Raw genomic sequence first — 13,386 nt, forward strand, 5'->3', positions numbered from 1 at the left:
TTCTGCGTGCCGGGCCTGAATCTTCAGTAGCGGGGACAGGATTTGAACCTGCGACCTCTGGGTTATGAGCCCAGCGAGCTACCGAGCTGCTCCACCCCGCGTCGGTGAACACAACTCTACGCCATCCGGGACGGACGGTTGACCATTGAGAGGAGTTCACCAAATGGGCGCCCGGCTCGCGCTCCCATTTTGTGAGCCCCTCTTACGGATCCGCCTGCGCCCGTCCGCCCCCACCACTGCCCCGAGGCGCCGAATCGGCCGGTCGGTCTCAGTTCGAGTCGGTGATGTGCGGGGTCCGCTTCGCGTGGACCACCGGCTTCGCCGTGTTCGCACCGCGCTGGAGTGCGTGGAGGATCGCCAGCCCCTGGCTGACCACGCCCGCCGCCATCTCGTTGACACCGTTGGTGCCGTTGAGCACGGTGAGGTCGGCCCCCGACATCCCGCGGGCGGCCGCGTCGGCCAGGGCCGGCAGGTTCTCCACGATCCGGTTGGCCGCGATCAGCTCCTGATTGCCGTCCCGGAGCGAGGCGGCACGCGCGGTGTTGGCATCGGCCTGCGCCTGGGCGACGGTCCGTTCGGCGTACGCACTGCCGTCGGCCTGGAACTTCGTCTGGTCCCGGGCGGCCTCGGCGAGTGTGCGCTGCCGGTACGCCTCGGCGTCCGCCGGACGCCTGACCTCCGCCTCCAGCCGTTGCGCGGCCAGCGCCGCCTGCCGCTCGGCCAGTGCGGTCTGCTCCTCGATGACCTCGTGCGAGGCCCTGGCCTGGGCGAGCGGTCCGGCCTGGGCGGCGCGGGCGTTGTACTGCTCGGTCTCGGCGAGGAAGCCGGCCCGCTTGATCGCGGTGTCCCGTTCGTACTCGGCCTTGAGCGCCGCGGCCTGCTGCTCCCGCTCGGACGCCTCCTGGTCGGCCCTGGCCTCGGCGATCCGGGCCTGGCTGGCGACGGCGGCCGCGTGCGGGGCGGCGAGGTTGTTGATGTAGCCGGTGGAGTCCTCGATCTCCTGGATCTGGAGGGCGTCCACGACGATGCCGAGCTTCTCCATCTCGCCGTGGCTGCCCGCGATGACCTCCTGGGAGACCCGGTTCCGCTCCCGGATGATCTGCTCGACGGTCAGCCCGCCGACGATGGAGCGCAGGTGTCCGGCGAAGATCCGGCCGGCGAGCTCCTCCATCTGGTCCTGTTCGGACAGGAAGCGGCGGGCGGCGTTCGCGATGGAGACTGCATCGTCACCGACCTTGAAGACGGCGACGGCGCGGACGTTGAGACGGATGCCCTGCTGGGTGACGCAGTCCTCGGTGATCTCCGCCTCGCGCAGCGCCAGGGAGAGCATGCGCACCTTCTGCTTCACCGGTACGACGAAGCTGCCGTGACCGGTGACGATCCGGAACTGGGTGTCGTGCGTCTGCCGTTTCGATCCGGAGATGAGCATCGCCTCGTTGGGGGCGGGAACGTGCCAGAACAACATGAGCGGACTCCTGCCGTACGCCTTTTCTCGACGTGATGTCCCGGTGCGGCGCCGCTCGTCACCGTCCCCCGGCGTCGATCCTCGGCGTCGGTTCGCGGTTCAGGACGGCAGGCGTTCGACGATCACGCCGCGTGCCGAGACCGAGTCGACGACAACGACGCGTACGTCCCTGTCGATCGACGTCGCCGACCATGCGGTGTAGGCCTCCGACCCACCCCGTACGGCCACCAGTACTTCGCCGGGGCCGTTCGGCGGGATCGGCACGGTGACGCGGCCGATCGCCCCGATCGGGCTCCAGGCGGACCCATCTGCGGCGCTCATACGCCACACGCCTCCCTCGGTCATTCCACGGTACTCCGCGCCGCCTCCACGGGAACGGCCCCTGAGGAACGGTCCGTACGACAGCGAGCGGTGGGTGAAATCTGGTGATATGACTGATTTGTGATTCAGTCGTTCAGGGCTGTGTCGCCGAGACGAAGCGACGAGTCGAACGACGCGACGACCAGGGAGCGGAACGTGGACTACCCCCTGCTCAACCTCTTCTGGACCATGCTCTGGTTCTTCCTCTGGATCATGTGGCTCTTCCTCCTCTTCAAGGTCATCACGGACATCTTCCGCAGCGACGACCTCGGCGGTTGGGGCAAGGCGGGCTGGCTGATCCTGTCCCTGGTCGTGCCGTACCTCGGCGTCCTGATCTACGTGATCGTGCGCGGTAAATCCATGGGGAAGCGTGACATCGAGGAAGCCAGGCAGCGGGAAGCCGCCTTCAAGGCGTACGTACGCGAAGCCGCCGCCACCGGCGGCACGACCGGCCCGGCGAAACCCAGCGGCGGCAGCGTCGAGGAGCTGGCGAAACTCGCCGAGCTGAAGGACCGTGGCGCGATCACGGACGAGGAGTTCCAGCGGGCGAAGACAAAACTCCTCGTCTGAGACGACAAAACTCCTCGTCTGAGCTCACCCCAGCCCGCAGTGGACGGCGATCCGCTGGACCAGGTTGTTGCCGAAGCCGCCGCGGTTCCACGGCTGGGTGAGGGGCTGGACCCGGCCCCCGGCATCGGTGGCACGAGCGCTGAGGACATGGGTGCCGGGCACCGCCTTCCACGGCGCCTGCCACCGCTGCCAGGCCCAGGTGTGCCTGCCGTCCCCGTCCGGCGGGGCGACTTCGGCGTCGAACCAGGAGCGGCCGTCGTCCGTGCTCACCTCGACCCGGGTGACCGGCGGCTCCCCCGACCAGGCGCGGCCCCGGAGCAGTACCCGGCCGGGCCGTACGAAACGGGTCCGGGACATGAAGTCCGGGAACCCGGGCGGGATCATCAGCGCCCGGGGAGCGATCCGGGTGACGGGTTCACCCGGATCGTCGGGCTCCTGCCGGTAGCGGTAGGCGGTCGTCTGCTGGAAGCCGGTGAACGGGGTCTCGGTGAGCCGGATCTCCCGAAGCCATTTCACCTGTGCCATGCCGTACCAGCCGGGCACCACCAGCCGCAGCGGATGGCCGTGCTGCGGCGGCAGCGGACCACCGTTCATCGCGTACGCCACCAGCACTTCCGGTGTGTCGCCGGTGGCCACGTCCACCGGCAGGCTCCGCCGGTAGTCCTGCTCGACGCCCCGCTCGATACCGTGGTCGGCCCCGCAGAACACCGCTTCGACGGCGTCCGGTTCCACCCCGGCCTCGGCGAGCAGCAGCCGCAGCGGCACCCCGGTCCACTCCGCCGTGCCGACCGCCTCGACCAGCCACGGCTGGCTCACCGGCCGCGGTACGAGCAGGGCCCGGCCGTTGCCCGCGCACTCCATCGTGACGCGCAGTGTGACGGCCGGGAACGACCGCAGCGCCGCCAGGTCCAGTGCCAGCGGCGTCCGGACCCTGCCGTGCACGGTGAGCTGCGCGGAGCCGTCCGGGATCTCGGGGATGTCGTAGTGGACCAGTACGTAGTGCAGTCCGGGCGGGGTGATGTCGTAGCGCAGCGCCTCCAGCGGCAGACCGTGGTTGCGGGCGGCGAGCGCGAGTTCCTCCGGGCTAATGCCCTCGCCGGGCTCGGCGAGGCGCCCTGGCGGGCTCACATCACCAAGGGGTCGGTCCATGGATTTCATGGTGCGCCCGTCCGGGCATCCCGACCACCGCTCCTCACCTGCCGGACACCGCATCCCGCTCTTTGCGCCGCGTCTGCCGATTGCACGGCCCCGCGACCGGCGGGAGCGTGGATACGGCAGCGGTCCGCACCCGCGGCAAGGAGACGGCCATGGACTCCACCACGCTCGAAGCGATGAGGGCCGCGTTGCGCGGTCCGGTCATCGGCCCGCAGGACCCGGAGTACCGCGAGGCCCGCACGATCTACAACGGCATGATCGACCGCCGCCCGGCCGCCGTGGTGCGGTGCGCGGACGCGGCGGACGTCATGGCCGCGGTGGACTTCGTCCGCCGCGAAGGTCTCGAACTCGCCGTGCGGGGCGGCGGACACAGCGGAGCCGGACTGTGCCTGGTGGACGACGGCGTCACCCTCGACCTGTCGCCGATGCGCTGGGCGCACATCGATCCCGCCGCCCGGACCGGCCGGGTCGGCGGCGGCACCCTGCTCGGCGATCTGGACCACGCCGCCCACGCGTTCGGCCTGGCCACGCCCTCCGGAATCCTGTCGACGACCGGGGTCGGCGGCCTCACCCTCGGCGGCGGCCACGGCTATCTCACCCGCAGGTACGGCCTGACCGTGGACAACCTCCTCGCGGCGGACGTCGTCCTGGCCGACGGCAGCCACGTCACCGCGAACGGGTCCGAGAACACCGACCTCTTCTGGGCGCTGCGCGGCGGCGGCGGGAACTTCGGCATCGTCACCTCGTTCGACTTCCGGCTGCACCCGGTCGACACCGTGGGGGTCGCGATCACCGTGTGGCCGGTCGACCGGATCCGCGAAGTCCTGGAGTGGTACCGGGACTTCCTGCCGCAGGCGCCCGAGGATCTGAACGGCTTCTTCGCGGCGTTCGCCGTGCCGCCCGGCCCGCCGTTCCCGGAGGAGATCCACGGTCACAAGATGTGCGGCGTCGTCTGGTGCTGGACCGGCGACCCCGAGCTCCTCGAAGCCACCCTGAAGGTCGTGGAGGAACCGGGCCCGCCCGCCTTCCACTTCACCTCGTCGATGCCCTACCCGGCGCTCCAGACCATGTTCGACGCACTGCTCCCGAGCGGACTGCAGTGGTACTGGCGGGGCAACTTCTTCGACCGGATCACGAACGATGCCATCGCCATCCACACCAAGTACGCCGAGAACCTCCCCACGGACCTGTCGCTGACGCATCTGTATCCGGTCGACGGGGCCGCCCACCGGATCGGGCCGGACGACACGGCCTGGGCGTACCGGGACGCCGTCTGGTCCGGCGTCATCGCGGGCGTCGACCCCGACCCGGACAACGCCGAGGCGCTCAGGCAGTGGTGCGTGGACTACTGGGAGGAGCTGCATCCGCAGTCGATGGGCGGGACGTACGTGAACTTCATGGGCACGGGCGAGTCCCAGGACCGAGTACGGGCCACCTACGGCGACCACTACGACCGGCTCGCGGCCGTCAAGCAGGCGTACGACCCCGACAATTTCTTCCACACCAACCAGAACATCAAGCCGGCCGGCCGGTGATGAGGTCACGCGTACAGCAGTGAGGGCATGCACCCGGGGCACACCGCTCGTGTCCTCGTGACCGGCTCTTCGTTACCCAGACCATGATCATCTCTTCCGCCGCCCGGTGTCTGGCCGCGGCCTCGCTGGCCGCCACCGCCCTGGCCACGCCCCTGCTCCTGGCTCCCGCCGCGCACGCCGACGCCCAGGAGAGCAGCCTCTTCCTGACCGTCTCCGGCAGCGAGAACACCTGGATCCGCGGCATCGGCCTCCAGTGTCCGCTCACCTTCCCGAGTCACCATCCGAAGGCGGCGAAGGCCTGCGCCGCCCTGAACGAGGCCGGGGGCGATCTCGACGAGCTGCCCGGCAACCCGCACCCGTGCCTGCTGATCCACGACCCCGTCACGGTCACCGCGCAGGGGACGTACAACGGCGCCACGGTGGACTGGCGGCGCACCTACCCGAACGCCTGCGTCATGGAGGCGAGCGCGGGACCCGTCTTCGACTTCTGACCCGGCGCCGGCCCGGAACCCCCTGCCCGGCGTGTGGGCCGGGCAGGGGGAGTTCCGACGTACGTATGGCAATGCTCACCCGCCCGGAACGATCTCAGCGGCCAGAGCGAACAGTAGAGTTTCGGCTGCGTCAACCCCCCGAACACCGAGGTACCGGCCGTGATCCCCGCAGAGCCCGCAATACCCCCGCTCCCTGCGCCCACCGTCGTCGGGATCGGTGCCGACGGGTGGGAAGGACTGCCCGGGACCTCACGTACGGCACTGCTCCGCGCCGAGGTACTGATCGGCGGTGCACGGCAGTTGGAGCTGCTGCCGCGGCAGTGCGCGGGACAGCGGGTGCCCTGGCCCTCGCCGCTGCGGCCCGCCGTACCCGGGCTGCTGGCCGCGCACCAGGGGCTCCGCATCGCCGTACTCGCCAGTGGCGACCCCATGTTCTACGGCATCGGGCGCGCCCTCTGCGAGGAGTTGGGCGCCGGGAACCTCCGCGTCCTGCCGCATCCGTCCTCCGTCTCCTATGCCTGTGCCCGGCTCGGCTGGCCGCTGGAGGACACCGAGGTCGTCACGCTGGTGGGCAGGCCCGCCGCCCGCCTGGCCGCCGCCCTGCACGAGGGCCGGCGCCTGCTGGTGCTGAGCGCGGGTGCCAAAACCCCCGCCGACGTGGCCGCGCTGCTGCGCGAACGCGGCTTCGGGCCCAGCCCGATGCGGGTGCTGGAACAGCTCGGCGGCGAGGCCGAGGACTGCGTGGCGGGTACGGCCGACGGGTGGGCGCATCCGGCGGGCGATCCGCTCAACGTCATCGCGGTCGAGTGCCGTCGTGCCCCGGACGCGCTGCGGCTCGGCGCCGTACCCGGGCTGCCGGACGACGCGTACGAGCACGACGGTCAGCTCACCAAGCGGCACGTCCGCGCCGCCACGCTCGGGGCACTGGCCCCGGCGCCCGGCGAGCTGCTGTGGGACATCGGCGGCGGGTCCGGGTCGATCGCCGTCGAGTGGATGCGCACCCACCCGTCCTGCCGTGCCGTCACCGTCGAACGCGACCCGGTGCGGGCCGGACGCATCACCCGTAACGCGGACCGGCTCGGCGTCCCCGCGCTGCGCGTGGTCACCGGCCGGGCACCGGAAGCACTGGCCGGGCTGCCGGTGCCGGACGCGGTGTTCATCGGCGGCGGGCTGACCGTGCCGGGGCTGCTCGACGCCTGCTGGGACGCGCTGCCCCCCGGCGGACGGCTGGTCGCCAACACCGTCACGCTGGAGTCCGAGGCGCTGCTCGCCGAGCGGTACCGGCGCCACGGCGGCGAGCTGGTGCGGCTCGCGGTGGCGCACGCCGTGCCGGTCGGCGGCTTCACCGGCTGGCGCCAGGCCATGCCGGTCACCCAGTGGTCCGTGCGCAAGCCCGTCGGCACCCCCTCGATACCGTCCTCGTCAGGAGAGAACAGATGACCGTGTACTTCATCGGCGCCGGCCCCGGCGCCGCCGACCTGATCACGGTCCGCGGCGCCCGGACGCTCGCCGCCTGTCAGGTCTGTCTGTACGCGGGCAGCCTGGTTCCCCGCGAACTCCTCGCCGAATGCCCGCCGGACGCCCGCCTCGTCGACACCGCGCAGCTCAACCTCGACGAGATCACCGACGAGTTGGTGCGCGCCCACGAGAACGGGCAGGACGTGGCCCGGCTGCACTCCGGCGACCCGTCCGTCTTCAGCGCGGTCGCCGAGCAGATGCGGCGGCTCGACGCGGCAGGTGTGCCGTACGAAGTGGTGCCCGGTGTACCGGCGTTCGCGGCCGCTGCCGCGGCCCTCAAGCGGGAGCTGACCGTGCCGACCGTCGGCCAGACCGTCATCCTCACCCGGATCGCCCACCGCGCCACCGCCATGCCGGACGGCGAGGACCTGGCCACGCTCGGCCGCAGCGGTGCGCTGATCGTGCTGCATCTGGCCGCCCGGTACGTCGACCGGGTCGTCGAGGAGCTGCTGCCGCACTACGGGGCCGACTGCCCGGCCGCCGTGGTGGCCATGGCGTCCCGCCCGGACGAGCTGATCCTGCGCGGTTCGCTGAGTGACATCGCCGGGCAGGTGAAGGCCGCGGGGGTGATCCGTACCGCCGTCATCATGGTCGGCCGCACGCTGGGCGCCGAGCAGTTCCGCGACAGCCACCTGTACTCGGCCGAGCGCGACCGGCACGTCTGCTGACGGGCGGCGCCGCCGGCGTCAGCGCACGTCGCTGCGGCCGACGACCGTGCCCGCCCGGTCGATGCAGATGACGTCCACGGCCACCGGCGCCCCGCGCAGCACCGACAGCGCCTGGTCGCGGGCGGCCACCGCGACCAGGTCGCCCAGCGGGACCCCGGCCGCCGCGCACAGCTGAAGGGCGGCCAGACCCGTGTTGGCGTCCGCCACCTCGGCGGTCAGCGACGCGTCCGCACCGCCCTGCCGGGCGAGTTCGGCGAGGAACCCCTTGTCGACCTGGGAGCGGGCGGAGTGCAGATCCAGATGGCCCGCCGCGAGCTTCGACAGCTTCGCGAAGCCGCCGCAGACCGTCAGCCGGTCCACCGGATGCCTGCGTACGTACTTGAGCACCGCCCCCGCGAAGTCGCCCATGTCGAGCAGGGCGATCTCCGGCAGACCGTACTCGGCGACGACGGTCTTCTCCGAGGTCGACCCCGTGCACCCCGCCACATGCGTGTGCCCCGCGGCGCGGGCCACGTCCACGCCCCGGCGGATCGAGTCGATCCACGCCGAGCAGGAGTAGGGGACGACGATCCCGGTCGTGCCGAGGATCGACAGGCCGCCCAGGATGCCGAGGCGCGGATTCCACGTGGAACGGGCGATCTCCTCGCCATGATCGACGGACACGGTGATCTCGACGTCGCCCGCGTCCCCGTGGTCCGCCGCCACGCGCGCGATGTGGTCGCGCATCATCTGCCGTGGCATCGGGTTGATCGCGGGCTCGCCGACGTCGAGCGGCAGACCGGGGCGGGTCACGGTGCCCACGCCCGGACCGGCCTCGAACACCACACCCGAACCCGGTGGCAGCCGCCGCACGGTGGCCCGTACCAGCGCGCCGTGCGTCACGTCCGGGTCGTCTCCCGCGTCCTTGACCACGCCGGCCGTCGCCCGGTCCCCGGCGAGTTCCTCCACCGCCAGCGCGAACGCCGGGCTCTGGCCCTTGGGCAGCACGATGGTCACCGGGTCGGGGAAGTCGCCGGTCAGCAAAGCCGTGTACGCGGCGGTCGTGGCCGCGGTCGCACAGGCACCGGTCGTCCAGCCGGGCCGCAGACCAGTGTGTTTGAGTTGGGCGCTGCGCCCGCCCTTCGCCTCACTCATGTCTGGACCGATCCCATGCACGTACTCGTCCTCGGTGGCACCACGGAGGCCCGCCGCCTCGCCGAGCACCTGGCCGGGGCGCTTCCGGCCGGGGCCCGGGTCACCAGTTCGCTGGCCGGCCGGGTGGCCAGTCCGAAGCTGCCGCCCGGCGAGGTGCGGGTGGGCGGATTCGGCGGGGCCGAGGGGCTCGCCGAGTGGCTGCGTACGCACCGGGTCGACGCGCTCATCGATGCCACCCATCCTTTCGCCGGGACGATCAGTTTCCATGCGGCGTCGGCCGCCGCCGCCGCCCATGTTCCCCTGCTCGCTCTGCGTCGCCCCGGCTGGGTGCCCGAGGACGGCGACCGCTGGCACCCGGTCGGCTCGCTGACCGATGCGGCGCAGGCGCTGCCCGGGCTCGGGGAGCGGGTCTTCCTGACCACGGGCCGGATGGGGCTCGCCGCCTTCGCCGGTCTCGACTCGCAGTGGTTCCTGATGCGGTCGGTGGACGCCCCCGACGGACCGCACCCGGCGCGGATGGAGGTCCTGCTGGACCGGGGGCCCTTCACCCTCGACGGGGAGCGCGAACTGATCCGCCGTCACCGCATCGATGTCCTCGTCACGAAGGACAGCGGCGGTGACGCCACCGCCCCGAAACTGACCGCGGCCCGGGAGGCCGGTGTTCCGGTGGTGGTGGTCCGCCGGCCGCCGGTCCCGGACGGCGTCCCCGTGGTCCCCACACCGGAACTCGCCGTGGAGTGGCTGTCCGGCCTGCTCGGCTGACGGCCTCCCCCTGACAGGGAGTGGGCTCCCTGTCGCGGTGGAGGCCGTGCGGCCGGACCTCAGGCCTCCGGGTAGCGCCGCGGCGTCCACACGATCTGCTGTCCGTCCCCCCGCCGCACCGACCGCGTCTGCGAGGAACCGACCAGCAGGATCGTCCGCATGTCGACCTCGGCCGGTTCCAGCTCCGCCAGGGTGACGATGCGTACGCTCTCCGAGGGCCCGCCCACATCGCGGCCCACCACCACCGGCGTATCCGGCGAACGGTGCTCCAGCAGCAGGTCACGGGCCTTGCCGACCTGCTCGGTGCGGGTGCGCGAACCCGGGTTGTACAGCGCCAGCACCAGGTCCGCCGCCGCGGCCGCGCGCAGCCGGGTGGCGATCACCTCCCACGGCTTGAGCCGGTCGGAGAGCGAGACCGTGGCGTAGTCGTGGCCGAGCGGCGCGCCCGCGCGGGCGGCGGCGGCGTTGGCCGCGGTCACCCCGGGCAGCACCCGCACGGGTACCTTCGCGTACGCGTCCTGCGAGGCGACCTCCAGCACGGCGGTCGCCATGGCGAAGATTCCCGGGTCGCCGCCCGAGACCACGGCCACCCGGCGTCCGCGCCGGGCCAGGTCGAGGGCGAACTCGGCACGCTCCGACTCCACCTTGTTGTCGGAGCCGTGGCGCGCCTGTCCCGGGCGGACCGGGACGCGGTCCAGGTACGTGGTGTAGCCGACGAGATCGTCGGCGGCGGCCAGCGCCCCGCGGGACTCCGGGGTCAGCCACAGCGGCCCGGCGGGACCGGTCCCGACGACCACGACCTCGCCCGCGCGCTCCGCGTCCTCGGCCGCCTCCGGCCGCGGCGCGTCGATCCGGCTGGGCAGCACCGCGACAGCGAAGTACGGAACGGAGTCCGGGTCGGTGTCCGCGAGATCGCCGGTGCGCTCCCCGGCCATCGTGGCGCGCTCCACGTAGTGCGCCTCGTCCAGCCGCCCGGAGGCCTCGAAGGCGCGCCGCACGGCGGGGAACGTGCGCCCCAGCTTCATCACCACGGCGGCGTCGGTGGCGGCCAGGCGGGCCGTCAGCTCCTCCTCCGGCAGCGTGCCGGGCAGGATCGTCAGCACCTCCTCGCCCTCGGCGAGCGGGGTGCCGAGCCGGGCGGCGGCGGCGCTGACCGACGTGACCCCGGGGATCACCTCGGTGGGATACCGGCCGGCGAGCCGCTTGTGCATGTGCATGTACGAGCCGTAGAACATCGGGTCGCCCTCGGCGAGCACCGCCACCGTCCGCCCGGCGTCCAGGTGCACGGCCAGCCGGGCCGCGGCCTCGCCGTAGAACTCCTCCATCGCGCCCCGGTAGCCGCCCGGGTGGTCGGTGGTCTCCGTCGTGACGGGATAGACCAGCTTCTCCTCGATGTGGTCCGCGCGGATGTGCTCGGCGGCGATGGAGCGCGCGATGGACCGTCCGTGACGGGCGCTGTGATAGGCGATGACATCGGCCTCGGCGATGATCTGCACGGCGCGTACGGTCATCAGTGCCGGATCGCCGGGACCGAGCCCCACCCCGTACAGCCGGCCCGTGTTCTGCTCGCTCACTCTTACTCTTCCTCGCTGGCGATCGCGTTGAGCGCGGCCGCGGCTATGGCGCTGCCGCCGCGGCGGCCCCGTACGACCAGGTGCTCCAGACCGGACGGATGGTCGGCCAGGGCGTCCTTGGACTCGGCGGCGCCGACGAAGCCGACGGGCACACCGATGACGGCGGCCGGGCGCGGAGCACCTTCCTCGATCATCTCAAGCAGCCGGAACAGGGCGGTCGGCGCGTTGCCCACGGCCACCACCGCCCCCTCCATGCGGTCCCGCCACAGTTCCATCGCCGCGGCGCTGCGCGTCGTGCCCAGCTTCTTGGCGAGATCGGGGACCGTGGGGTCCGACAGGGTGCAGATGACCTCGTTGCCGGCGGGCAGCCGCTTGCGGGTGACCCCGCTGGCGACCATGGCCACGTCGCACAGGATCGGCGCACCGGAGCGCAGCGCCGCGCGGGCAGCGGCCACGACCCCCGGGGTGAAGTCGATGTCGCGTACGAGGTCGACCATGCCGCAGGCGTGGATCATGCGGACCGCGACCTGGCTGACGTCGGCGGGCAGCCCCGCGAGATCCGCCTCGGCGCGGATGGTGGCGAAGGACTGGCGGTAGATCGCCGGTCCGTCCTTCTCGTACTGGAACACGGTGGTTTCGCTCTCTCCGGTCGGTGGTCGGGCTGCAGCGCCCTCGGGTCGGTGGTTCAGGTACGGGTGCGGCGGGCGGCGTTCACCGCGGCGGCCAGGTCGGACGGGCCGCCGTGGACCGTCACGGGGGCGCCCCGTTCGCCGCCGCGGACCTGGGCCACCTGGTGCCCGCCCGGAACGGCGACGACGTCGGCCCAGGCGCCCTTGGGGTGACCGCAGCGGCGTTCGCAGCCGGACCAGTGGACGGGGAGCTGCCCGGCAACGGGCTCTCCGGCGGTCCGTACGAAGGCCTCCGCATCACCCCGCACATCTGCCAGGGACTTCGCACAGCCGGGCCGGCCGATGCACGCACCGACCCCCGTCCACGCGGAGTCGGGCCCGGTGATCAGTCCGGCCGCGCCCCACTCGCGCAGCCGCGCCGCCACGTCGCCGGGCGTCACGCCCGTCACGACGACGCTCCGCCACGGGGTCAGCCGCAGCTCGCGGCCCACGCGGGACAGGCTCGTCCACTGCGCACCGGTGAGCCGCCCGAGCGGCACGCCGACACAGGCCGCGGTGGGGACGACGCCGTACGCGGGCTCCTGCGCCGCCGTCGCCGGCGGTACGCGTTCCGCGGCACCGGTCACCCGCAGCGCCACCCGCACCAGCTCCAGCAACTCTTCAGCGGCAAAGGGCAGTTCACTCACCCGCCAGGCGCCCGTCTCCCGCGCCGCCGCCAGAAACGTCTCGGCGGCGATGAGCGCCGCGCGCGGCGCATCGTCCCCGGAGACCCTCAGCGCTGCCTCCGCAGCCCCGATCCGCAGGAGCGCGCTCCCGTCGCTCTGCGCCAGCAACGTCACATCCGCACCCAGGGCATCGACGTCACCACGGCCGTCGTCCAGCGCGAAGAGAAAGCGGCCGGACAACCCGGCCGCTTTGTCACTTCCGCACAACAGCGCGTCCAACGCGATCAGCCACGGCCGGACATCCCGGTGGCCCCGGCCGTCGAGCCCGGAGAGCGGGGAGGCCACGACGTTGCGTATCCGCTCATGGCTCCGGGACGGCAGCAGCCCTGCCCCGCCCAGGAGTTCGGCGAGCCGTCCGCCGCACTCCGGGCCGAGGCCGCGCAACTGGACATTGCCCCGCGAAGTGAGATGCAGCTCACCGTCGCCCAACTCCCGCGCGGCAGCGTGGAGCGCGTCCGCCTGTCGAGCAGTCAGCACGCCACCGGGGACCCGGACCCGCGCCAGCGCCCCGTCGTCCGCCCGGTGGAGCCGCAGCGACCCCGGGCAGGCATCGCCGCGGTCACGGGAGACGGGCTCCCCCGGAGCCGATGGCGGGGTGTCGGAAGTGGACATGGCGGCGAGCATACCGACCATCATTCTGAGCTGTATGAATCCCATCCGATGTAAGGCCCTTACTATGCCTAGTGCCGTGCCACCCGGCCCGGCATCGCCTAAGAGGCCTCGCACGTAGGTGGGGTGGAGGAAGGAGCGGGGCGAGGGGCAAGCCTGGCAAGGCGGAGGAGGGAGGCGACGCGGAGCGT

At 72.4% G+C, this 13,386-nt stretch carries 13 protein-coding genes and 1 tRNA gene; 6 read left to right on the top strand and 8 right to left on the bottom strand.

The features are described 5' to 3' along the window. Positions 1-27: 27 nt before the first annotated feature. From AB0915_RS34970 to AB0915_RS34980, 3 genes are all read right to left on the bottom strand, one after another. Positions 28-101 (bottom strand) — tRNA-Met (locus AB0915_RS34970). A gap of 167 nt (positions 102-268) precedes the next feature. Then, positions 269-1,465 carry an SPFH domain-containing protein gene (locus AB0915_RS34975; RefSeq protein WP_366694912.1) on the bottom strand — a complete coding sequence of 399 codons (1,197 nt, stop codon included), beginning with the start codon at positions 1,463-1,465 and terminating at the stop codon, positions 269-271. Between the two features lie 99 nt (positions 1,466-1,564). Beyond that, the gene (locus tag AB0915_RS34980; RefSeq protein WP_358858281.1) at positions 1,565-1,786 is read right to left on the bottom strand and encodes a hypothetical protein; all 222 of its coding nucleotides are present in this window, start codon (positions 1,784-1,786) and stop codon (positions 1,565-1,567) included. 228 nt (positions 1,787-2,014) lie between these two features. Here AB0915_RS34980 and AB0915_RS34985 point away from each other — a divergent pair, with 228 nt between their 5' ends. Beyond that, positions 2,015-2,395, top strand: coding sequence for an SHOCT domain-containing protein (locus tag AB0915_RS34985; RefSeq protein WP_366694920.1), 381 nt, complete (start codon positions 2,015-2,017; stop codon positions 2,393-2,395). 24 nt (positions 2,396-2,419) lie between these two features. Here the strand turns inward: AB0915_RS34985 and AB0915_RS34990 are convergent, their stop codons facing one another. Continuing rightward, a complete protein-coding gene (locus AB0915_RS34990; RefSeq protein WP_366694913.1) occupies positions 2,420-3,544 on the bottom strand; it encodes a sulfite oxidase in 1,125 nt (374 codons plus the stop codon). Positions 3,545-3,702: 158 nt separating this feature from the next. On the opposite strand from AB0915_RS34990, the gene AB0915_RS34995 reads away from it, so the two are divergent. The 4 genes from AB0915_RS34995 to cobM all read left to right on the top strand — a co-directional run bounded on the left by AB0915_RS34995 (position 3,703) and on the right by cobM (position 7,762). Beyond that, positions 3,703-5,085, top strand: coding sequence for an FAD-binding oxidoreductase (locus AB0915_RS34995; protein ID WP_366694914.1), 1,383 nt, complete (start codon positions 3,703-3,705; stop codon positions 5,083-5,085). An 83-nt stretch (positions 5,086-5,168) separates the two neighbouring features. Further along, entirely contained in the window at positions 5,169-5,576 is a 408-nt protein-coding gene (locus AB0915_RS35000; RefSeq protein WP_366694915.1) for an SSI family serine proteinase inhibitor, read from the top strand. Between the two features lie 162 nt (positions 5,577-5,738). Next, on the top strand, positions 5,739-7,016 hold the full coding sequence (cbiE, locus tag AB0915_RS35005; protein WP_366694921.1) for a precorrin-6y C5,15-methyltransferase (decarboxylating) subunit CbiE: 1,278 nt from the start codon (positions 5,739-5,741) through the stop codon (positions 7,014-7,016). Beyond that, positions 7,013-7,762, top strand: a complete 750-nt coding sequence (gene cobM, locus AB0915_RS35010; protein ID WP_366134491.1) for a precorrin-4 C(11)-methyltransferase — start codon at positions 7,013-7,015, stop codon at positions 7,760-7,762. Before cbiE ends, cobM begins: the two co-directional genes overlap by 4 nt. Positions 7,763-7,780: 18 nt before the next feature. On the opposite strand, the gene AB0915_RS35015 is transcribed toward cobM, so the two are convergent. Then, entirely contained in the window at positions 7,781-8,896 is a 1,116-nt protein-coding gene (locus tag AB0915_RS35015; RefSeq protein WP_366694916.1) for a cobalt-precorrin-5B (C(1))-methyltransferase, read from the bottom strand. A 15-nt stretch (positions 8,897-8,911) separates the two neighbouring features. Here AB0915_RS35015 and AB0915_RS35020 point away from each other — a divergent pair, with 15 nt between their 5' ends. Further along, a complete protein-coding gene (locus tag AB0915_RS35020) occupies positions 8,912-9,658 on the top strand; it encodes a cobalt-precorrin-6A reductase (RefSeq protein WP_366694917.1) in 747 nt (248 codons plus the stop codon). Between the two features lie 59 nt (positions 9,659-9,717). Here AB0915_RS35020 and AB0915_RS35025 read toward each other — a convergent pair whose 3' ends face one another. The 3 genes from AB0915_RS35025 to cobG are packed head-to-tail and all read right to left on the bottom strand — an operon-like array spanning position 9,718 to position 13,210. After that, on the bottom strand, positions 9,718-11,232 hold the full coding sequence (locus AB0915_RS35025) for a precorrin-2 C(20)-methyltransferase (RefSeq protein ID WP_366694918.1): 1,515 nt from the start codon (positions 11,230-11,232) through the stop codon (positions 9,718-9,720). A 2-nt stretch (positions 11,233-11,234) separates the two neighbouring features. Then, on the bottom strand, positions 11,235-11,861 hold the full coding sequence (locus AB0915_RS35030) for a precorrin-8X methylmutase (protein WP_366694919.1): 627 nt from the start codon (positions 11,859-11,861) through the stop codon (positions 11,235-11,237). Positions 11,862-11,917: 56 nt separating this feature from the next. Then, positions 11,918-13,210 (bottom strand): precorrin-3B synthase, encoded by a 1,293-nt coding sequence (cobG, locus tag AB0915_RS35035; RefSeq protein WP_366694922.1) that lies wholly within the window; start codon positions 13,208-13,210, stop codon positions 11,918-11,920. Positions 13,211-13,386: the final 176 nt, after the last annotated feature.

The organism is Streptomyces sp. NPDC048411 (genome assembly GCF_040704695.1).
In the GTDB taxonomy this organism is placed as follows: domain Bacteria; phylum Actinomycetota; class Actinomycetes; order Streptomycetales; family Streptomycetaceae; genus Streptomyces.

Coding starts and splice junctions, on each gene's coding strand:
- AB0915_RS34975 (WP_366694912.1), bottom strand. CDS start 1,465: ATGTTGTTCTGGCACGTTCCCGCCCCCAACGAGGCGATGCTCATCTCC.
- AB0915_RS34980 (WP_358858281.1), bottom strand. CDS start 1,786: ATGAGCGCCGCAGATGGGTCCGCCTGGAGCCCGATCGGGGCGATCGGC.
- AB0915_RS34985 (WP_366694920.1), top strand. CDS start 2,015: ATGCTCTGGTTCTTCCTCTGGATCATGTGGCTCTTCCTCCTCTTCAAG.
- AB0915_RS34990 (WP_366694913.1), bottom strand. CDS start 3,544: ATGGACCGACCCCTTGGTGATGTGAGCCCGCCAGGGCGCCTCGCCGAG.
- AB0915_RS34995 (WP_366694914.1), top strand. CDS start 3,703: ATGGACTCCACCACGCTCGAAGCGATGAGGGCCGCGTTGCGCGGTCCG.
- AB0915_RS35000 (WP_366694915.1), top strand. CDS start 5,169: ATGATCATCTCTTCCGCCGCCCGGTGTCTGGCCGCGGCCTCGCTGGCC.
- cobM (WP_366134491.1), top strand. CDS start 7,013: ATGACCGTGTACTTCATCGGCGCCGGCCCCGGCGCCGCCGACCTGATC.
- AB0915_RS35015 (WP_366694916.1), bottom strand. CDS start 8,896: ATGAGTGAGGCGAAGGGCGGGCGCAGCGCCCAACTCAAACACACTGGT.
- AB0915_RS35020 (WP_366694917.1), top strand. CDS start 8,912: ATGCACGTACTCGTCCTCGGTGGCACCACGGAGGCCCGCCGCCTCGCC.
- cobG (WP_366694922.1), bottom strand. CDS start 13,210: ATGCTCGCCGCCATGTCCACTTCCGACACCCCGCCATCGGCTCCGGGG.